General features: G+C 45.0%; 8 protein-coding genes. 6 read left to right on the top strand and 2 right to left on the bottom strand.

Annotated features, from left to right (window positions below):
* Positions 1-193: 193 nt before the first annotated feature.
* Positions 194-1198 (top strand): putative 2-aminoethylphosphonate ABC transporter substrate-binding protein, encoded by a 1005-nt coding sequence (locus OCU48_RS17860; protein ID WP_141347339.1) that lies wholly within the window; start codon positions 194-196, stop codon positions 1196-1198.
* A gap of 537 nt (positions 1199-1735) precedes the next feature.
* Here the strand turns inward: OCU48_RS17860 and OCU48_RS17855 are convergent.
* The gene (locus tag OCU48_RS17855; protein WP_141347338.1) at positions 1736-2956 is read right to left on the bottom strand and encodes an MFS transporter; all 1221 of its coding nucleotides are present in this window, start codon (positions 2954-2956) and stop codon (positions 1736-1738) included.
* A 9-nt stretch (positions 2957-2965) separates the two neighbouring features.
* Complete coding sequence (locus tag OCU48_RS17850) at positions 2966-3154, bottom strand: hypothetical protein (protein ID WP_141347337.1); 189 nt, start codon at positions 3152-3154, stop codon at positions 2966-2968.
* A gap of 641 nt (positions 3155-3795) precedes the next feature.
* Here OCU48_RS17850 and OCU48_RS17845 point away from each other — a divergent pair.
* The 5 genes from OCU48_RS17845 (at position 3796) to OCU48_RS17825 (ending at position 22995) form a co-directional block, all read left to right on the top strand.
* Positions 3796-4917: a putative 2-aminoethylphosphonate ABC transporter ATP-binding protein gene (locus OCU48_RS17845; protein WP_141347336.1), complete on the top strand. Its 1122-nt coding sequence runs from the start codon at positions 3796-3798 to the stop codon at positions 4915-4917.
* Between the two features lie 2 nt (positions 4918-4919).
* On the top strand, positions 4920-6656 hold the full coding sequence (locus tag OCU48_RS17840) for a putative 2-aminoethylphosphonate ABC transporter permease subunit (RefSeq protein ID WP_141347335.1): 1737 nt from the start codon (positions 4920-4922) through the stop codon (positions 6654-6656).
* Between the two features lie 27 nt (positions 6657-6683).
* Complete coding sequence (gene phnR, locus OCU48_RS17835; RefSeq protein ID WP_141347334.1) at positions 6684-7388, top strand: phosphonate utilization transcriptional regulator PhnR; 705 nt, start codon at positions 6684-6686, stop codon at positions 7386-7388.
* 547 nt (positions 7389-7935) lie between these two features.
* Positions 7936-9342: an FAD-dependent oxidoreductase gene (locus tag OCU48_RS17830; protein ID WP_141347333.1), complete on the top strand. Its 1407-nt coding sequence runs from the start codon at positions 7936-7938 to the stop codon at positions 9340-9342.
* Positions 9343-9681: 339 nt separating this feature from the next.
* Positions 9682-22995 (top strand): VCBS domain-containing protein, encoded by a 13314-nt coding sequence (locus OCU48_RS17825; protein WP_141347332.1) that lies wholly within the window; start codon positions 9682-9684, stop codon positions 22993-22995.
* Positions 22996-23300 lie beyond the last annotated feature (305 nt).

The raw sequence follows: 23300 nt of genomic DNA, 5'->3' as shown, positions 1-23300 counted from the left end.
AACAAGACCACTATCGATGGGTAAATAGGCAATAAGCAGGTTTCATAAAACCTTCATCTAACGACTCAAAATGACAATCATTGTTCTATTCCGTCTTATAAATGCCATTTTTTGTTCATTTAACCGTAATCAAAGCGCTCTAACCTAGCTTCCGTTATCTGGTACAGACCATCAATATTTAAGGAATAAGTAGATGAAAAACCGTTTTATTAAGGGCTCTCTAGCAGCACTAGTAGCGACACTGGCAACCAATGCATTTGCAGCAACGGAAGTGACGGTTTACACCGCATTTGAAGCTGACATTCTTGCTAAATACAAAAATGCGTTTGAGAAAACTAACCCAGATATCCAAATTAAATGGGTTCGTGATTCAACGGGCATCATGACTGCCAAGTTATTGGCTGAGAAGAATAATCCACAAGCGGAAGTAGTGTGGGGACTTGCTGGTTCTTCAATGGCTCTATTGAAAGAAGAAGGCATTCTTAAACCATATACGCCAAACGGACTAGACAAGTTACGTGTTGAGTTGAATGACCCTCAAAGTGAGCAAGCATGGTACGGTAATGATGCATTCTTTAATGCTGTGTGCTTCAACGAAGCAGTAGCTAAGCAACTTGACCTGCCAAAACCAACGTCTTGGGAAGATCTAACCAACCCTGTTTACAAAGGCCAAATCGCAATGCCAAACCCTGCGTCATCAGGCACGGGTTACATGCAGGTATCGGCATGGCTACAAAACATGGGTGAAGATAAAGGTTGGGCATACATGAAAGACCTTCACCAGAATATTGCTCATTACACGCATTCTGGTTCTAAACCATGTGTAGAAGCAGGAATGGGTGAAGTTGCTATCGGTATTTCTATGGCAAGTCGCGGCGCAAAGCTGAAAACACAAGGAGCGCCGTTAGATGTAATTACTCCTGCAGGTATTGGCTGGGAATCAGAGGCAGTAGGCATAGTGAATCCATCTGACGCTGCTAAGCGTGTCGTGGATTGGTCTATCTCAAAAGAAGCCAATGAGCTTTACATTGAAATGTACCCAGTTGTAGGGCACAAAGACGTAGAAGCAACCATCGCTAACTTCCCTAACGTACAACAGAAAATGGCTAAAATGGACTTCGCACGCATGGGCAACGAGCGCTCAGACGTACTAAGAACATGGTCTGATAAATTTGACGGCAAGTCGGAAGCGAAGTAATTCGTGCTTTTCGGTGACGTCGGGGTGAACCTTGTATTTGCCACCCCGTCATCCTGATGAAAATCAGGATCTTAGGGTGCACAGAGTTTGAATTTGCACTCACTAAGATCCTGGATAGTTGCTTTGCAACTTCCAGGATGACGTGGCGATGAACTTTGTATTTACCACCTCGTCATCCTGATGAAAATCAGGACCTTAGGGTGCACATAGATTGAATTTGCACTCACTAAGGTCCTAGATAGTTTCTTTGCAACTTCCAGGATGACGTGGTTATGAACTTTGTATTTACCACCCCGTCATCCTGATGAAAATCAGGTTCTTAGGATGCACATGGTTTGAATTTGTACTCACTAAGGTCCTGGATAGTTGCTTTGCAACTTCCAGGATGACGTGGTTATGAACTTTGTATTTACCACCCCGTCATCCTGATGAAAATCAGGTTCTTAGGGCGCATAGAGTTTGAACTTTCACTCTCTAAGGCCCTGGATAGTTGCTTTGCAATTTCCAAGATGACGCAGTGCACATGTTTAACCTATCTCAATTCTCCACCGTAACCCTGCGATCAATAGGCGTTGCATTGATCGGTAAGTGTACAATTGCAGCTAGCAGAGCCAAGGCAACGGTAGACCACCAGATGGGTTCGTATGAACCGTAGTGATCATAAATGCTACCGCCAACCCAAGCACCCAAGAAACTGCCGATTTGATGACTAAAGAATACTAACCCATAAAGTGTCGACATGTACTGCGGACCGAAAATCTGACGTACTAAACCTGAAGTTAAAGGCACGGTTCCTAGCCAAACGAAGCCAATCGCACCTCCAAATATCGTCGCGCTGAACTCGGTAATGGGCAGTGTCACAAACGCAGCAATGATGGCTGCGCGAAGCAGATATAGAACGAAGCTAATGTGTCGTTTATCGAATTTATCCGCCATCATGCCCCAAAAATATGAGCCAAAGATGTTGAATATACCAACATAAGCGAGAGCCATAGCCGCGCTAGTTGCCGGCAGGTTTTTATCTGCTAGGTAGCTTGGCAAGTGAGTCGCGATAAACATCACGTGAAAACCACACACAAAGAAACCTAGGTGAATTAGCCAATATCCCTTGTGTGAGAATGCCTCTTTTAGCGCCTCTTTTAGAGTGATGTCATCATGATGTTTCGGTTCTTGAGCGTTGGTGACTTTAGCTTTCTTGTTGCTTTTCATAAAGACAACAAAGGCAATAATTAAAGTACATAGCATGGCAAACCCCTGCATTGCACCCTGCCAACCGAAGTTAGCAAGCATAGCCTGTGCACCTGGAATCATGGCAAACATACCAAAAGACCCTGCAGCGGTAGTCAAACCAAATGCTTTCGCGGCATGTTGTGCAGGAACCACTTTCGCGACTACTCCCAAAATGATCACATAGCTAGTCGCACTCAACCCAAGCCCAACTAATGCACCTAATGATAAGTACACCACGGCTGTAGACGTCGTAATTGAGGTCAAAAATAGGCCTAAGCCGTAGGCCAAAGCACCCATGACAATAATGCGTTTAGCCCCCCATTTATCAGCGGCCATACCAACAAAAGGTTGGAACATTCCAAAAAGCAGATTTTGCAGTGCGATAGCTAGGCTGAAAAATTCACGGCCGGTATCAAAATAGTCTGAGATTGGCATCATGAAGATACCAAACGACTGTCTGATACCGAGACTGATGATCAATATACCAATCCCTATCCACACGATAGGTGGGAAACGAAAAATGCTCATGTGTGGCTCCTAGTGATGGTGTTGATGATGTTCAGCGTGCATGTGACTTTCTATAGAATCATGCTGGTGGCAACCTGCAGCCATAGCTTGCTCTGCGAGCACATCTAGCATGGGTTGGCAGTTATGTACCGCTAGCAAACTGACGCTAAGCGCAAGAGCCCAGCGTATTAATTGTGCGGTCAAAGATTGTGAGAACATAGGTAAAGGTTGTTCGAAATTGAAGGCGCGAATACTAAGGATAGAGCACGCATGAAGCAAATGATAAAAAGTGGATTAATCTATGCATTACGTGCATATATTTGAGAATCTAGCCGCTAGCCGCTAGCCGCTAGCCGCTGGCAATGTGTCCCTTGAGTACAGCTGAGCTTAAGAGCCTTGGTCATGCACGAGTGCTTTTATCGGGCATCTGTGTTTATGCAGTTCGATTGAAGAGGTCCCCGATAGGAGCACTCGGGGACGACAGCTTGTTTGGTGTATTTTTTCAATGTCTACCTATGGCCCTGTGCCCAGAGCTAACCAAATTCGTTTATGAAAATCGAGCCATCAACTATCAGTGCATCCCATGAGTGCGGCCGAGCTTAAGGTCCCTGGTCATGCCCGAGTGCTTCTATCGGGCATCTGTGTTTATGCAGTTCGATTGAAAAGGTCCCCGATAGGAGCACTCGGGGGCGACGGTTTGATTAGCCTATGTTTTTACAATGTCGACCTAGAACCAAACATCCAGCACCCTATTTTCCGTTCATACCGGACTATCGAAATTGTCATAATTTGTCTACCTAAGTGTAATCTGGCTGTCATGCAATAAATCTAAAGTTGGTATATACCATTTGGAGGGTGTTATGGATACCAATCAAACCTATTTACAGATTAATAATGTAGTGAAGCAATTCGGTCAATTCACTGCACTTAAAGACATTTCATTGAGCATTAACAAGGGTGAGTTTGTTTGCTTCCTTGGTCCTTCTGGCTGTGGAAAAACAACCTTACTGCGCGCAATCGCAGGTTTAGACTTGCCAACTTACGGTCAGATTGAACAAGCAGATCAAGATATTACATTCTTGCCACCTGAAAAGCGTGACTTTGGGATCGTGTTCCAGTCCTATGCACTGTTCCCCAATCTGACCGTTTCAGACAACATTGCGATCGGTCTGCGCAATCAAGGTTCTAGTAAATCTGAGGCTGAAGAAACGGTGAATCAATGGTTAGACACCATTGGCCTGCCCACTTCAGGTAACAAATACCCTAGTCAGTTATCTGGCGGTCAGCAGCAGCGTATTGCCTTAGCGCGTGCACTTGCTCTGTCTCCGGGGTTATTGCTATTAGATGAACCGCTGTCAGCGCTGGATGCGAAAGTACGTACTCACCTTCGTGAGGAAATCTGTCTCTTGCAACGTAAGTTGGGTATCACGACCATTATGGTGACTCACGATCAGGAAGAAGCCCTTTCTATGGCTGATCGTATTGTGGTCATGAATCACGGGGTGATTGAACAGGTGGGTACACCGCAAGAGATCTATGAGAAACCAGTCACTCGCTTTGTTGCTGAATTCGTGGGTAGCATGAACTTTTTGGAAGCGAAAAAAGTGAGTGACACTCAAGTGGTGGTGCATGATCATTTGATCGATGTTGAGTGTGCCAAGTTCATGCAAAACAAAGTGGTTGCTGAAGCTCTGGGCGACAAGTTTGAATTGGCCTTAAGACCAGAAAGTCTGTTTTTTAGTGAATCCAACCATAACTCACTCACAGTAATGATTGAAATGCTGGAATTCCAAGGAGCTTATATGCGTGTGGATTGCCGTATCTATGGCCATCCTGAGTTACCACTGATTGGTGTTGATGTACCAGTTAGGGAAGCGAGAAAACTGAATTTAAAGGTTCATGAAATACGCTATCTTGAGTTTGTCACTAAGCATATGCATGCCTACCCACTCGCTAACAAAACCGTGCAAGAGGCAGCCTAGTCATGAGTACAAGTGCAATGGATCATAATCCTGTACCGACAAAGGTGCCTAGTGCCAATATTTGGACGTTTTGGACCAAGAAACTGAGTCGTGACAACCTTATGTTGTTGGGGATTTTGGGTGTCCTATCGCTCTTCATGTTGGTGTTCATCTTGATGCCACTGTGGGCGATGCTGACCAAGAGTGTACAGAACTCTAGTGGTGAGTTTGTAGGCCTTGAGAACTTTATCACTTACTTCTCATCACCAAGTCTGTGGTATTCCCTGACTAACACATTAACCGTTGGTTTTTTGGTCATGGTGATTGTGGGTGTGCTGGCGTTTGGTTACGCCTTTGCGTTGACACGATCATGTATGCCATTTAAGACGCTATTTCAGGTGTTGGGCATGGCCCCAATATTAGCGCCATCGCTACTGCCCGCTATCAGTTTGATCTTCTTGTTTGGCAATCAAGGCGTGCTTAAGGATTGGCTTGGAGGTCAGTCAGTTTATGGTTTGATTGGTATCACTATGGGACTGGTGTTTTGGACCTTCCCTCATGCGTTGATGATTTTGACTACCTCACTTCGCACTTCTGATGCAAGGCTTTATGAAGCGGCGAGAGCTCTTAAAACATCACCACTAAAGACATTTTTCATGGTGACTCTCCCTGCTGCAAAGTACGGCCTTATCAGCACCCTAATTGTAGTTTTTACCTTAGTGGTATGTGACTTTGGTGTTCCTAAGGTCATTGGCGGTAGCTACAACGTTTTGGCTACCGACATATTTAAGCAAGTAGTAGGACAACAGAACTTTGCGATGGGTGCGGTGACCAGTATTTTACTATTGTTGCCTGCGCTGCTTGCATTTGCTGTGGATCGTTGGGTACAAAAGAAACAAAAAAGTCTATTCGATACTCGCTCGGTTGCGTATGAACCAACACCAAACAAGCTTCGTGATAATGCCTGCCTTGTTTACTGCATTGTAATTTGTATCGCAGTGTTGGGTGTTTTGGGCATGGCAGTGTACGGTTCATTTGTCACATTCTGGCCTTGGAATAAAGCGCTGACCCTAAATAACTATAACTTTAGTGAGCTAAGTACTTACGGATGGAGCCCTTACTTTAACTCATTGACCCTAGCCGGTTGGACCGCATTAATTGGTACAGTGATTATCTTTATCGGTGCGTACTGTATTGAGAAGGGGCGAGCGTTTGCTCCGTTGCGTCAAGCTATGCAGATGCTAAGTGTGGTACCAATGGCGGTGCCGGGGATGGTACTTGGCTTGGGTTATATCTTTTATTTCAATGATGCAAATAACCCGTTAAATGTTATGTATGGCACTATGGCATTCTTGGTGGTGAATACAGTGGTGCATTACTACACTGTTGGACACATGACGGCTGTTACTTCACTTAAGCAGATACCTGCCGAAATAGAGTCTACAGCGGCATCGGTGAAATTACCCCAATACAAGCTGTTCTTTAAGGTGACGCTACCTGTCTGCCTACCTGCTATCCTCGATATTGCAACATACCTATTTATCAATGCTTTAACCACGACCTCTGCAGTAGTATTCTTGTATTCTACGAATACTATTCCTGCTTCTGTTTCGGTGTTGAATATGGATGATACTGGGCAAACAGGCGCAGCCGCAGCAATGGCCGTGATGATCATGATTTCGGCAGCAACCGCTAAACTGGTGCATGTCGTACTAGACAAAGTGCTAGGAAAGAAAACTCAAGCCTGGCGTAAGCGATAAGCTTGTAACGAACGAAAAGGAAACTCCGTGCAGTACGTAAAAATTAAAGACGTTATCGTTGAACAAATTGAGTCAGGCTTACTGAGCGCAAGACAAAAACTGCCTTCTGAGCGCAAATTAGCTGAATCGTTTGATACCACGCGAGTCACTTTACGAGAAGCACTGTCATTGCTTGAAGCCGAAGGGAAGATTTATCGAGAAGATCGCCGTGGTTGGTTTATTTCTCCTGCGCCATTGCGCTATGACCCAACCCGAACTCTTAACTTTAATAACATGGCGTTACAGCAAAATCGTATACCAAGAACAGAACTGGCGTTGTCTAAGAACGTGATGGCGACTAAGCAGGCTTCTGAGTTGCTTGATTTGCCACCGTTTTCAGATGTCATTCAGGTAGAGCGTGTTCGTTACCTTGAAGATAGACCTGTGGTGTATGTGATTAACTATATTCGGCCTGAAATAGTGCCAAATCTTCTTGATCATGATTTGTCTCAATCACTCACCGAACTTTACAAAGAGCACTTCGGCATTGAGTACTTAGAGACCCGCTATCGTGTTAGCACCACCTCATTGCTAGGGCAAACAGCAACCGCGCTTCGCGCCACGTCAGGCAGTCCCGCAATGATGGTAGAGCGCTTGAACTACGACCAACACGGTAACCTTGTTGACTGTGATATCGAATGCTGGCGTCATGATGCAATTTGTATCGAGTCGTTTGCTAAGTTGGAGCGGTGAGTTAGTTGCTAGGTGGTGAAGTTCGCTAGCCATGACTACATCGTCATCCTGGAAGATGCAAAGCAGATATCCAGGATCTTAGAGAGTGCTGAACTTGGCCATTACTTAATTTAACTAAGTGCTCACTAAGATCCTGACTTTCGTCAGGATGAGGCAGTGGTACAGGTGAGGTTTTGTTCGAATGATGCAGACACGGTGGTTTGGATGAAGTTTTATTCGAATGATGTGAACTCGGTAGTTCAGGCGAGGTTTGATGCGAGTGGAGAGGGATCGATAACGTTGTCTCTCCACTCGCACTCCATTACCTCCATCGTCATCCTGGAAGCTGCAAAGCAGTTATCCAGGATCTTAGAGAGAACCGAAGTTAGCCATTGTCCAATCTAGCTAAGTGCTCACTAAGGTCCTGACTTTCGTCAGGATGACGTGGTTCGAATAACCACATTTTTATCATTTAACTTTTTACACAACCCAGACAAAAGCTCTGGGTTAAATTCTCACGCCTAAAATTCGGCGTATTGTACAAAAATAACTCAAAAGCAGGTGTGTCATGAGTGAAAAAACTCATCCTTGTCATTGGATTGCAGAAGCCAAACAAAAGGAAAATTGGGAAGAGCCTAGCCCTTTACAACATGATATCGAAGCTGATGTCTGTATTGTTGGCGGTGGTTATACGGGTCTATGGACCGCGATTATGCTCAAACAAAAATCGCCAGAAACCAAAGTAGTTGTATTAGAAAAACGCTTTTGCGGATCGGGTGCATCCGGTGTGAATGGCGGTTGCATGCTGACTTGGGCAACAAAATACTCGTCTATGGTAAAACTGTTTGGTGAGCAACAAGCAAAGTTTCTTGTGCAAGAGTCCGAGCAGGTCATTTATGAGATTGAAGCCTTTTGTAAAGAGCACGATATTGATGCAGGTCTTCGTCGCCATGGCACTTATTACACTGCCACTAACACCGCACAGAAAGGCTCGATGAGTCCAACAGTAGAGAAATTGGAAGCTGTTGGGGTAAATAGTTGGCGCAGAGCCAGTAGTGATGAGTTAAAAGAGAATACAGGTTCTCATAAGCACATAGAGGGCTACTTTTCTGAAGCGGCGGGCAGTGTTCAACCCGCTTTATTGGCCCGAGGGTTGCGAAAAGTCGCGCTGCAGCTTGGTGTCGAAATTTATGAAAACACCGAGATGACTAAATTGGAATATGGTGCACCGGCAAAGGTTGTCACTAAGCAAGGCGTAGTCATAGCAAAGAAGGTCGTATTAGCCCTCAATGCTTGGATGGTAGAGCAGTTTAAGACGTTTAAGAACAGTATTGTGGTGGTTTCATCCGATATGGTGATCACTAAGCCAAGCCCAGAAAAGCTGAAACAGGCTAAGTTAGCCAACGGTGCAACGGTGGTCGATTCGCGTATTTTTGTACATTACTATCGAGATACGGTTGATGGACGTTTGATGCTAGGCAAAGGAGGGAATCAGTTTTCCTTTAATAACCAAGTCGAGCCAATGTTTAACCAACAATCAAAGTACTTGGGCTTATTAAAACATTCATTTGATACCCTTTTCCCTACCATCGGACAAGAGCAGATTACAGCAAATTGGACCGGAGGCTCTGACCGCTCTACGACCGGCTTTCCGTTCTTTGGCAACATCAAGCAACAAAGCAATGTGTTTTATGGCTTAGGCTATTCAGGCAATGGTGTAGCTCAGACACGTATTGGTGGGAAAATTTTATCTTCGATGGTGCTTGGTGAAAATAACAACTATGCAGTTTGTGCGCTAACGGGGGGTCCCAGAGGGTACTTTCCTCCAGAGCCTGCACGCTGGCTAGGAGCCATGATGGTTCGAGATGCCGTTCGTCGAAAAGAAACAGCAGAAGACAAAGAGCAGAAGCCTTTTGTCATAGACAAGTTATTGGCTAAATTAGCCGGTCCTGCGGGTAAGGCTGATAAGGTATAGATTGCTATTTATACGGTTAATTAGCGCTTGTTTTCATATATGTAAAAATTAGTTTGTAAAAAAGGGGACTGTGTATCAGTCCCTTTTTTTATACAGTAGTTAGTCAGCAGTATGTCCAATGTACCTTCGCGTACACAATCATGTCCTTATTTTCTAGATTTTAGGCAAAGAATTAATAAATTGAACCTAAGGAGTTCAATATATTAATCAGGGAGTTGCATCTAAAAAGTACCTAAAGAACATGATTGGTGATGAAAGCATTTTTTTTATGATTTATTCATCAAATTCGTAGTAATGGACCATACTTTTGTTTATGTATGATTGTGGGTGATGTATTAGATGGCGAACGAAGACAAAAACAAGCAAGCTACTGAAGTATCAAAGAAAAGCAGTGAACAGAAAAAGGCGCGTAAAGCACGTCGCTTCGTAATTCCTCGAGTTTATGTACCACGTCCTTCAACTGTAGCATTTGTTTTACCCTCATATCATGTGGGTTCTACCTCCGCAGAGGAGGGTTTAGAGTCTGAAATATCTCATACAGAATACGCTGGGAATCCCCAACATGAAGCCTACACGCCGATTGAAAGCAAAGGTGAACATATCGTTCATCCCGAGCCTACTCCGTACATTGCGGGTGGAGAATACGAGCCAATACATCATACAGAGAACAATGGTAATCATCACTTTACACATGACAATCATTACGGAAAACCAGTTACGCCTTTAGTTGGAACGTTAGCCAATAACTATGGACAAACAAGTATTACTCCAATTCCTGTGATTGCATCACATACTGGTGGGCACAAGGATTATTCTTATCTAACGCCACCTGTTGTAGGAGTTCCTGAATCTGGCACGGTAGTTGAAGATACAACATTAGCGGTATCAGGAACTCTTGATATTCACAGTGCTCAAAAGGGCATGCCACTAACGTTCAGCCCAGATAATTTGCATGGTTTATATGGAGAATTTACCTTAAACAAAGACACGGGTGAGTGGAGTTATATTCTTGACAACAGCCATCACCAAAACCTTGCTCAGGGCGAAACTCACACTGAAATTTTACATGTAACAGTGACCAGTGCCGCCCGTGTATCTGTACAACAAGATATTACGGTAACTGTGCGGGGTACCAATGATATTCCTGTTATCACTAGTCATGCTCAGGCTGGGGCAACCAAAGAAGACGGTACTTTATTCGTAGATGGACAAGTTACTGCTTCAGATGTCGATCATGGCGCTTTGCTGACTTACACCCCTGATAATACCCAGGGTCAATATGGTCAATTTACCCTCAACCCTTCGACGGGTAAATGGACATACACGTTAGACAATCAAGGTCATCAGGCTCTAGCACAAGGTGAACATCATACTGAGACCATGTTAGTCACAGTAACGGATGAACATGGTGCAAAGACCACTCAGACGGTCACGGTTGATGTTGAGGGCACTAACGATAAACCGGTGATTACTAGTCAACTACAAATTGGCGCAGTCAAAGAAGATGATGTTTTGGCTGTTAATGGTCGGGTAACGGCGTCGGATGTGGACCACGGGGCTTTTCTGACCTACACCCCTGATAATATCCAAGGGCAGTATGGTTCGTTTGCTCTAAGTTCTAGTTCAGGTCGATGGACCTATAAGCTAGACAACAACGCTCATCAGGCACTTGCTCTGGGCGAGTCTCATACCGAAGCAATGTTGGTTACCGTAACTGATGAGCATGGAGCAAAGGCCACTCAGACGGTCACGATTACTGTTGAAGGCACCAATGATAAGCCAGTAATAACAAGCCAGGCTCAAACCGGCGCAGTCAAAGAGGATGATGTGCTATTTGTGCGTGGTCAGGTAACCGCGACAGATATTGACCATGGTGCTGTGCTTACTTATACCCCTAATAGCTTACAAGGAAAATATGGCAGTTTTACCCTGAATTCAGGGGCGGGCACTTGGACTTATAAGTTGGACAACAGTGCTCATCAAGATCTAGCCCTTGGTGAACATCACACCGAGGTTATGTTGGTTACGGTAACCGACGAGCACGGTGCAAAAGTGACTCAAGAGGTTAGAGTCGAAGTTACTGGAACCAATGATAGGCCAGTAATTACAAGCGGTGCACAAAGCGAAACGATTAAAGAGGATGATGTGCTATTTGTGCGTGGTCAGGTTGTAGCAACCGACGTAGATCATCATGCTGTACTTACCTATACCCCTGATAATCTGAAAGGGCAATATGGCTCATTTACCCTTAATAAAAGCTCGGGTACGTGGACTTATACTCTGGACAACCAGAATCATCAAGACCTTGCTCAAGGTGAGCATCATACTGAGACACTACTGGTTACAGTTACCGACGAACATGGTGCAAAAACTACTCAGCAAGTGACTGTTGAGGTAGAAGGTACCAATGATAGTCCTGTAATTACCAGCCAAGTACAAACTGGTGCGGTAAAAGAAGATGATGTTCTTAGGGCTAGTGGTCAAGTGACTGCATCTGATGTAGATAGGGGAGCCGTGCTAACTTATTCACCGGATAACCTTCATGGCCAGTACGGTGTCTTCACGTTGAATTCAAGTTCGGGTACGTGGACTTACATTCTGGACAATCAGAACCACCAAGATCTTGCTCAAGGTGAGCGTCATATTGAAACTTTACTTGTAACAGTTACCGATGAACATGGTGCTAAGACTACTCAGCAGGTGACAGTTGAGGTAGAAGGCACCAATGATAGTCCTGTAATTACCAGCCAAGCACAAACAAGTTCTGTTAAAGAAGACGCAACCTTATTTGTACGTGGGCAAGTAGCTGCATCTGATGTAGATAACCACGCTGTTTTAACTTACACCCCGGATAGCCTACAAGGGCAATATGGGTCTTTTACTCTCAACAAACGCTCAGGGGCTTGGACCTATAAACTAGATAATGCTGCACACCAAGCACTAGCTGAGGGTGAGCGCCATACTGAAACTTTACTTGTAACAGTTACCGATGAACATGGAGCTCAGACTACTCAACAGGTGACCGTAGAGGTCGAGGGAACTAATGACAAACCTGTCATTACCAGCTCAGCTCAAGCAGAGACAGTTAAAGAAGATGATGTACTAACAGCAACAGGGCAAGTAACGGCTAGCGATGTAGACCATGGAGCCGTATTAACTTATTCGGCACCACAAGGTGAGATGACTGGGACATATGGAAATTTTACCTTAAATCCAAGCTCTGGCGTATGGCATTACAAATTAGACAATGCGGCTCATCAGGCGTTGGCATTGGGAGAGTCTCACACAGAAACACTGCATGTAACCGTTACAGATGATAAAGGAGCTACGACCACACAAAACGTAGTAGTAACCGTTGAGGGCACCAACGATAAACCCGTAATAACGAGTACAGCACAAACGGGTTCAGTTGATGAAGATGGCACACTGTTCACTAGGGGGCAGGTTACAGCATCTGATGTGGATAATGGAGCGGTTCTTACCTATTCCCCTGATAATCTCCAAGGCCAATACGGCAGTTTTACTTTAAACGCGAACTCTGGCACCTGGACCTACACACTTGATAATCAACATCATCAAAACCTTGCTCAGGGTGAGAAGCGCACTGAAACCTTGTTGGTTACGGTCACCGATGAGTACGGGGCAACAACCACACAGCAAGTGACGGTAGAGGTATCAGGCACCAACGATAGACCGACTATTACAAGTCAAGCTCAAGCAGAGGCAGTCAAAGAAGATGATGTCTTATTTGCTCGTGGGCAAGTGACTGCGACAGATGTCGACAAAGGTGCAGTGCTGACTTATACGCCGGACAATCTTCAGGGGCAGTACGGCTCATTTACCCTTAACAAGAGTTCTGGCACGTGGACTTACACACTGGACAATCAGAATCACCAAGATCTTGCTCAAGGTGAGCGCCATACTGAAACTTTACTTGTAACAGTTACCGATGAACATGGAGCTCAGACTACTCAGCAGGTGACAGTTGAGGTAGAAGGCACCAATGATAGGCCTGTAATTACCAGCCAAGCACAGACAGGTTCAGTTACAGAAGACCACGCTCTGGACACGGGTGGACAGGTAATAGCGACCGATGTAGATAAAGGGGCGGTACTTACCTATACGCCTGATAGCCTACAAGGGAAATATGGCGTATTTACTTTAGATAAAACCAGTGGTGCTTGGCACTACTCTCTTAATAATGCGGCCTCTCAGTTACTCGGAGAGGGTGAGCATTATCAAGAGCATATGTTGGTTACCGTTACTGATGAGCATGGAGCTAAGGTTACTCAGAAAGTCACAGTTGATGTGCAAGGGACCAATGACGTTCCGGTGATTACTAGTAACCCGCAAGCGGAAGCGGTCAAGGAAGACGATGTTTTATTTGTACGCGGTCAGGTAACCGCAACTGACACCGACCAGCACGCAACTCTTCAGTACTCTGCTAGTAATAATTTACATGGACAATACGGTACGTTCACATTAAATCCGAGCTCTGGAGGGTGGACTTACACACTGGATAACAGCAACCTTAAAGTACAAGCCTTAGCTCTTGGTGAGACTCATACTGAAACATTGCATGTTCTAGTGACAGATAACAAGGGTGGTACCACTACCCAAGATATTCTTGTGACGGTAACTGGAACCAATGACAGACCTGTCATTTCAATGCACGGCAGTGATACTGATACAGGCAAAGTGGTTGAGGCAGGGACTACCGCTACGGGTCAACCTATTTCGGGTTCTGCAACAGCTACTGGACACTTAACCGGAACGGATGTGGATAGTGGTGATACACAAGCTTGGAGTATTATCAATCCAGTTGGTGGGCACGTTGCTGGTGATGGTGTCTATGGACATCTGACGGTCAACGCTCAGGGGCTGTGGACTTATACGTTAGACAATAGCCGAACTGTAACTCAGGCATTGGCCAATGGTCAGCATGTAACTGAAACCTTTACTGTAAGGGCCACTGACAGCCAAGGTCTGACTGCTGACCATCAGATCACCGTAAATGTTACCGGCAGCAACGACCAAGCACATATCACAGGTCAGGACACTGCGACCTTAACTGAAGATAAAGCTCTCAATACTCAAGATCAACTTCATGCAAGTGGCGATCTATCTGTTACTGATGTTGATAGTAGAGAAGACCACTTCCAGGCTGGCACAATTAACGGTCAATACGGCTCTCTGACTGTGGATGAACATGGTCATTGGCATTATGAAGCCGACAATAATCAGCACGATGTTCAAGCGCTAAAAGCGACTGATTCGCTTGTAGATACCATCATAGTGCACAGTGTAGACGGTACAGAGCATCAGGTAGTGATCACCATCAATGGTACTAACGACCTGCCAGTTATTGCGAATACTGGAGATACGGGAAAGGTTGTAGAGGCGGGCTCTCATCCTGATGGTCATCGCCATCCGAGCGCAGAAACTGGGACACCAAGTATATCTGGCACCTTGGATGCTCAAGAGACGGATAAAAGCGACCCTGCTCACTGGGCAGTGACTACTGGACAAGGTGCATATGGTTCATTGGTAATTAATGCTCGTACGGGACGCTGGGAGTACACTCTAGACAACTCTAAAGGTGGCCCAGCAGACAGGCTTAATGAAAATGAAGTGGTCAAGGATACCTTCGAGGTAACTGATACCGACTCATCAGGCATACCTGTCAAGCATACGGTAGTGATAACGGTAACGGGCTCCAATGACGTTCCTGTTATCAGCGGCACCCATACAGGTGCTGTAACTGAGGCGGGAGGCACTGCAAATGCGAATGCTGGTACTCCAAGCATTGCTGGAGATCTTACTGCCACCGACTACGACAACAACGACGGTACGTTGAGTTGGTCTGTTGATGGTGCGACTACTGGGACAGAGACTCGTGTTGGTAAGTATGGTACTTTCACCATCGACCAGAATGGCCATTGGAACTACCAGCTAGACAATTCAGATCCGGATACACAAAAGCTTCAAAACAGTCAGAACCCTACCGAGGTCTTCACGGTATTGGTTACCGACTCATCAGGTAAGCCTGTAGAACAAGAAGTTACTGTTACCGTTCACGGAACCAATGATGATCCTGTGCTTGCTGCATATGCTCCAGTAACATTTCATGAAGATGAACGAAAAGCGGGCCAGAATAAACACATTCAAACAGTAGCGTTACCGCACGTAAGTGATGTTGATGATATTGACCTGACCTACAGTATTGATGACCACTTAGACACTCGAAACAGCCACCCGCGTTGGATAGATATAGACTCTCACTCAGGACAAATTACAGTCCATACGGATGCTCGTATTCTTCAGCATCTCTCTGTAGGAGAGTCCATGACTGAAGATGTTTTAGTAACGGTGCATGATAAACATGGCGGCACGACTCAGCAGACTCTGCACCTTACCATTGAAGGTACAAACGACAAACCGCATCTCACAGTATTGAAGGTTGAGAATAATCCAGGGCAGTATAGCTCTCAGCAAGGGATGCGCAGTTCTGGTGGTAATGCTCACCAACCCCAACTATCAGTCGATGAAGATAGCCAGATATCAGGGAAGATCTTCTTCAATGATGTCGATGATCATAAAGATGCAAGTCACCCATCAGGCGATACCTATACCTTTGACACGCTTGTTAAAGTAACGGATGAACATGGCCATGAAACTACCGTTTCGGCTAAAGATGCTGGCTTAACCTTAGATAATGATGGTCACTTCGTATTTGATGCGAGCGCTCAGATTTATCAGCATTTGCAAGTGGGTCAGAACGCTAAGGTTGATGTTCTGGTTACGGTTACTGATAACCACGGTGCACACGATCAGCAACACATGCACTTTACGGTTAATGGTCAAAACGATAACCCAACTGTAAATCAAGTAGCACCACTACATGTGGATGAAGATGGCGCAATCAGATTCACCTTGGGTAAAGCAGATGCAACTTGGGGGAATCCGCTTCTTCAAATCCTAGATGTTGAACAGGATAAACTCGATGTATTTAACCCAACGGTAGACCCTAAATATGGCCGATTGGTCGACCATGGTATGGGACGATTTGAATTTATTCCAGCTCATAACCAGAACTCAGATACCTTTAATGGTGATGTACCGATTGTCTTTAAAATTGATGATAACCATGGAGGGGTGGTTACAGAACGTGGCTATATTCATGTTAATCCTGTAGATGACGCACCAAATGTCAAAAATGTCGGGTTGCCGCAGATAGATGAGGATTCTCAAGCTATCCACATTAGTGAAGCGCAACTACTAGCAAATACAGCGGATATAGATAACCCGAACAGTGATTTGCATATTACGTCTCTTCAATTAAATACACAGGGTGCTGGTCAGTTAACCAAAGATCCGAACGGTGGTTGGTTGTTTACTCCAGCACCGAACTGGAATAGTCATAAATTTGGTCATGATATTAGATTTAGCTTTACTGTTTCGGATGGATATTCCGGAGCAGACATTCAAACGGCAGAGCATGGGCAAACACCTAGCGCTCACGCAACTTTACATGTGAATCCATTGCCAGATCCTGCACTGATCGTCACAGACACAACAAAACCTGAAGATTTGAGTGTGACAGATGGTAGTGATTTGCATGCTGAAGGCTATCTAACCGTAACGGATCCGGACAAAGACGAAGATCATTTTAGGGCGACAAGCTCAATTCCTGGAACTCATGGCTTTGCATCAATCGATAGAAGTGGTCATTGGCACTACACATTAAATGATAAAGATCCTGCAGTGCTTGCGTTAGGTGCAGGCGAGCACATGCTAGATACAGTCATATTCCGATCTGCTGATGGTACTCCTCACACTATTAATATTGATATTACTGGTAAGAATGAGGTTCCAGAGGTAACGCAAGTAGATAGAGTTGCTGCTATCGAAGATGGACACCCAGTAATTGGTAAGTTGCATGTATCTGACAAGGATACGAGCGATGTGTTGCATTTCACTATGGACACACCTGTGCCAGGTTTCACCATTGATCCTGATACTGGTGTCTATACCTTTGATCCAACTGCTACGGCCTATAACCATCTTCGAGAAGGTATAGTCGAGTTAGTAAAAGCGGTTGTGACAATCACTGATTCAAGTGGTGCATCGGTCAAGGATACCGTCGAGATTCGAGTTACCGGTACGAATGATGCGCCGGAAGCTACCGGCGCTCCATTACCTAATTTGTATGTTGATGATTCCCAAGGTAATTTAGTGAGTCATCCAACGGCTCACTTCGACGATAAGATGTTTCTGGATAGAGCTACAGATCCTGATACTGGAGATAAGCTAACGATCGGTAAACTTTCCGCCACAGGTGCAGGACATAAACTCACCGATGTTCACTTACATGATCCAAGTGTCGGCACTTTGAAGCAAGATGGTAACGGTGGGTACGACTTTATCCCTGCGGCACACTTCACTGGTAGAGTAGAAATCGACTACACAGTTACCGATGGAATTGCATCAACACCAATGCATACCTCCTTTGAGGTTGCTCGTCATGTTCCGCCACAGTTGCCCCCACAAAATCCATCCAATGGTGGTAATAATAATCAAGGTACAACTACAACTACGCCTCCACCGGATGTAGATAAATTCGAACAGGACATCTACAACATTCAGATTGCTGAGGGTAGAGACAACGTCATCGGTACGATCCATCAAGTACACGTGTCAGGTACTCATCACAACCACGATGATGTGTATGGCGCTAACCATTTGCAGCCTAATGCGCACGGTGATGGCTCGCCAGCGTATGGTTATTTGAAGTTACAGCCCAATGGTGGTTGGGAATATCATCTGAATCAACACAACAGTCCGACGGATCCAATCAATAAATTGGCAGTAGGCGAAACAGCCACTGAAACCTTCACGGTAAGAGGGCCAAACGCAGCACCTACAACCCTTGTAGTGACTATCACTGGTACCAATGATGACCCAGAGATCACACATGTAGCTCAGCATATAGAGAATGCTCAAAATCAGATGATTTCAGGCACTGATATTGCTGAGGTTGATACTACCCATGTAGTTGGTCAAGTTACAGCAAGGGATATTGATAATGGTGATGAGCTACTATTAGCTTATAAAGCTGGAGTGCCAACTGACGGTCAAGGACAAATTCTGCCCAAAGAATTTTTAGATGGGCATGGCCATCTAGCTGGATTGACTGTGAATGGTCATGGCGGTTACACCTTCACCCCTGATAGTGCTCACTTTGGTACCATTCCCCCAGGTCAAACCCGAGTGTTTAGGGTGCCGATTGAGGTTACTGATGGGCATGGAGGTACAGATACTCAAGAAATCACTTTAACGGTTGTTGGTCATAATAGACCGCCAGAAGTGACCGATACAGATATACACTTAGCAGCTCAAAAAGAGGACTTTGTTACTCACAGAGTATCGACACAAGAGTTACTAACGCTTGCAGGTGCAACGGATCCTGATGGTGATACTTTGCATGTTACACATGTGAAAATCACAGGATCAGGTGGAGCACCTGTATCAGTGCAAGATAACGGTCAGGATGAATTCATCTTTACCTCTAAACAGGACCAACATGGCGACCTCCACTTCACGTTTGAGGTTACCGATGGTATGCCTCACTCCCAAGTGAGAACTGTCAGTGCGACTCTTCCTGTGACTGCGGTAAACGATAATCCAGTTGCTGCGGACTTCAGATTAGGGTCTGTAACTGAGTCAACTACTTCGACACCTAAACCTACACGTGTATTTACGGAGCAAGAGTTTCTTGATCATATCAAGGATCCAGACATTGCTACTGACCAGGATGTACTGCATCTGACTGGCACTCCAACTTTGGTCTCTGGTGATGCTCAATACGGTACATTTAAGGCTGTAACTGGTGGGTATCAGTTTGTACCAAAAGATCCAAATTTCCATGGCACTGTTCATGTTACCTATGAAGTAACAGACTCATCTGGAGCAAAGGCTACGGCTCAAGCTGCGATCGTGGTAACTCCAACCAACGATCCGGCAGTTATTACTAACCCACATCCAGACTTTGTTGAAGAAGATCGCAAGGCAACCGCTCATGGTCAATTGGGTATTACTGATGTAGACGGACACAATGAAGAAAGCTTCCATGCGAACAGTCATATCGGTGGTCAGTTTGGTTATCTTCAGCTAGATAAGGACGGCAACTGGAATTACGTGCTCACTCGCGGCGACAAACCTGGTGTGCAGCAACTTAGCGAAGGCGGTAAGTTTGTTGAGCACTTTCAGATAACATCGCAAGATGGAACACACTACGACCTAACCGTCGATATTAAAGGTGATAACGATAACCCTGTACTTCAGGCGATCACAGCTAGGAATGGCACAGAGGGTGGTAACACTGTATCCGGTCAGTTAAGTGCTACAGATATTGATGCTCAAGGCGCTCGCACGTCAGATAACCCAGCAGATATATTGACCTTTAAAACGAGTTATATCCATGCTGGTTTCACTTTGAATACTGATGGTTCTTATACATTGGATATGAAAGATTCAAGCTTTGAGCATCTTGCTCAAGGTCAGCAGGAAATACTGACTATCCCTGTGGTTGTTGAGGACAACCATGGTGGTGCTAGTCATATCAAGAACCTGGTTATTACTGTGACGGGGACAAATGATGTCCCTGTTCTTAATCAGATTGCTGAGATTAATGCCAATGAAGATGATGGTGTGGTTAATGGGCAACTTACGTCGTCTGATGTCGACAGTGATAACCTCCAAGGGCAACTAACAACCTATCATTTGCAAGGTTCGTCGGTTGCTGGCTTCACACTGAATCCTGATGGTAGCTATACCTTTGATCCTCATGCATACAATTCGTTACAAGATGGTGAAACCAAGGATATTGAAATTCCAATAGTGGCTCGCGACAACCACGGTGACAGTACATCTCAAAAGCTAGTTATTCATCTTACAGGTACAAATGATGCCGCAAATATCTCTGGTTCAAGCCATACGACGGTAACCGATGGGCCAAGTATATCTGCAACAACAGTTACGCAAGTGGAACACTTGCGCGTTAGCGACCCTGATCATGATGAAAATAGCTTTGCTGCTGAACAAAACATTGCCCCTGATAGCACCCAAGCCGGCACAGGGTTACAGCAGACTGCTTATGGCCATCTATCAATCACTGCCGATGGTCATTGGCAATATCACGTTGATGATCCAGATGCGATTGAAGCTATTCCTCATGGTCAAACAGTAACTGAAATGTTTACCGTTGAATCTGTTGATGGGACACTCCATCAGGTGAGCGTGGATATTGTGGGTTCCAACAATGCGGCTGTGATTACTGGTGATGTGACTGGTTCAGTAACGGAGGACTCAAATGTTCATGCACCCGTTCAAGGTAATTATGCTTATATGATTCAGGCTCGGGGCCACTTGGTAGCTACTGACCCTGATGCTGGTGAGTCTGGATTTGACTACAAAACTTTGATTAGTGTATCAACTCATCCTAATTTAGCCCCGTACACTTCTGCACTTGGAGGAAAGTTAGAGATAGATCCTGATGGTAACTGGAATTATTATATAGATAATCGTAAGCCAGAGGTGCAGAGCTTGGGTGCTGGTGACAGTATGACAGATACGGTTACAGTAGAATCGAAAGATGGCACTCAGCAAGTAATTACTATAACTATCAATGGTACCAACGATGGACCAACGGTATCTGGCACACTAACACTTAGTGGTCATGGGACAGAAGACCAAGGCTTAACCATTACTAAAGCGGACTTGTTAGCCAACGCAAGTGACGTAGATACTACCGATGTTTTGCATATCGAGAACCCAAGTGTTCCATCTGCAACTGGCACTGTCTCGTTGGATAGTAACGGCAACCTAGTATTCAATCCGGCAAGTAACTTCAATGGTGATGTAACGGTTACCTATGAGGTTGTCGATAGCTATGGAGCTAAAGCTACCGCAACTGCGACCTTTACCGTTGATCCGGTCAATGATCCTGGCATGTTCAGTGGGGATACTTCAGGTAATGTTCAAGAGGACGTTGCTGTACAAGGTGACGCAGACCATACGGTTTTCACAACTGGTGTTCTTAGTGTGAGAGACCCTGATGCTGGTGAAGGTGGCTTTGCTACTAATCGCAATGTTCACGCGGTCCATGACCCATATGGTGGCACCTTGAGCCTTGATCAGTCTGGTGCTTGGACTTATTCGGTGCCTAACGCCCATATACAGAAACTTGGTGCAGGTGAAACTGATACTGTTACCTATCGAGTGCGTTCATTGGGTGGGGATACTCAGGATATTACCATTACCATTACTGGTACCAATGATGCACCAATGATCAGCCAAGCGCTTGTTCGACGTACCGATGAGGATACAGATTTAACCTTTAGAAAAGGCTATTTTGGTTTCCATGATGCGGATAGCGCTGACAAGTTATCGGAGGTAATCATTACCTCTGTCCCTGATGCCAGTGATGGCCAATTACTTCTAAACGGGCAGGTGGTTAGAGCAGGTCAGAGCATACCGGCAGGTAGAATCGGGCATTTAGTTTTCCATCCAGCGAGTAATTTTAATGGTGATGCACACTTCGATTACAAGGTTGGTGACGGTCATGCTGAATCTGGAGTTCAAACTGCAACGCTTCATGTAACTGCAGTTAATGATCCAGCACACATTACCGTTGGTTCTCCTGCGATGGTTCGTGAGCATTCCTCTTTTAGTGTTGCTGCTGGAAATCTATTGATTACCGATGCCGATGGGGCTTCTGAGGAATTGTTTAATGCTCAAGCAGGCCTTCAAGGTCAGTACGGTCAGTTTGAGATCATGGAGTCAGGACAGTGGAAATATGTGCTAACAGGTCAACATAATGCTGCGGTACAGGGGCTTAAAGATGGTGAAACGCTCATTGATACAGTCATGGTTACGACAAAAGATGGAACTACCTACCCGCTTGAAGTGACTATCTCAGGTGAAAATGATGCTCCAACCGTAACGAGTAGTGTTAGTTTGCATACACAAGAAGATACGCCAGTGATCTTATCTAAAGCAGACTTACTGTTAAATGTTCATGATGCGGATAATACTCATGCAGAGCTCGATATTTCACAAATAACCGCACAACACGCGGTCATAACGGATAATCAGGATGGTACTTGGACTCTTACTCCAGAGCACGGATATACAGGTGATATTCAGCTCGGGTACACGGTGTCTGATCTAGGTGGTCTATCTACCCCAGCCACGGCTATACTGAATGTAGCTCCACAAGTATCACAGCCAGCACCGTCTCCAGCACCAGTCGTATCTGCTGACGAATCAATTCAAGATACACCAGTGGAGGCAATAACCCTTGAAGCCTTAGCATCAAACCAAGATGCTCATACAGGAGCACAAGCGTATCTAAATCAATTAGGTGTCACTGAGCCTCAGCATCAATTGGGTGCTCAATCGCAACCACAGGACTTGGATTTGGGTTTGAATTCGGACAATGCTCCGGTGTTGGATGAGCATGGACTAGTAGTTGCTGATACTGGTAGTGCGGATGCAAATTCTGCAGATAATGGTCACAAACATCATGATGAACTTCACCTACACGATGATCCGACGGTTGATCATCATGATTGGACGGATAACCATGGGTAGAGGAGTGGACATAATCTAGCGCAAAGGTTCTGACGGAAGTCAGGACCTTAGGTAACACAGTATCTACTTCCGAAGAGATAGAGTTCACTAAAGTGTGTAATAACAAAATGAGTCACGAATATTGCAATATATGGAAAGACAGATTTTATTTCTTTCTATAGAGTTGGTGTTATTTCTAAAAAAATGTCATCTTGGCTTGAGCCATGATCTTAAAGAGCACAAAGTAGAAAACGGGTTATCTTTCACAAAATGTCTGATAAAACTTAATATGCAACTTGCTAGTTACACACTCTAAGGGAGTATTA

Origin of the sequence: Vibrio inusitatus, assembly GCA_024346935.1 — a bacterium.
Lineage (GTDB): Bacteria > Pseudomonadota > Gammaproteobacteria > Enterobacterales > Vibrionaceae > Vibrio > Vibrio inusitatus.
Note: the sequence above shows the minus strand (reverse complement) of the source record. Positions and strands in the feature narration are given on the sequence as shown.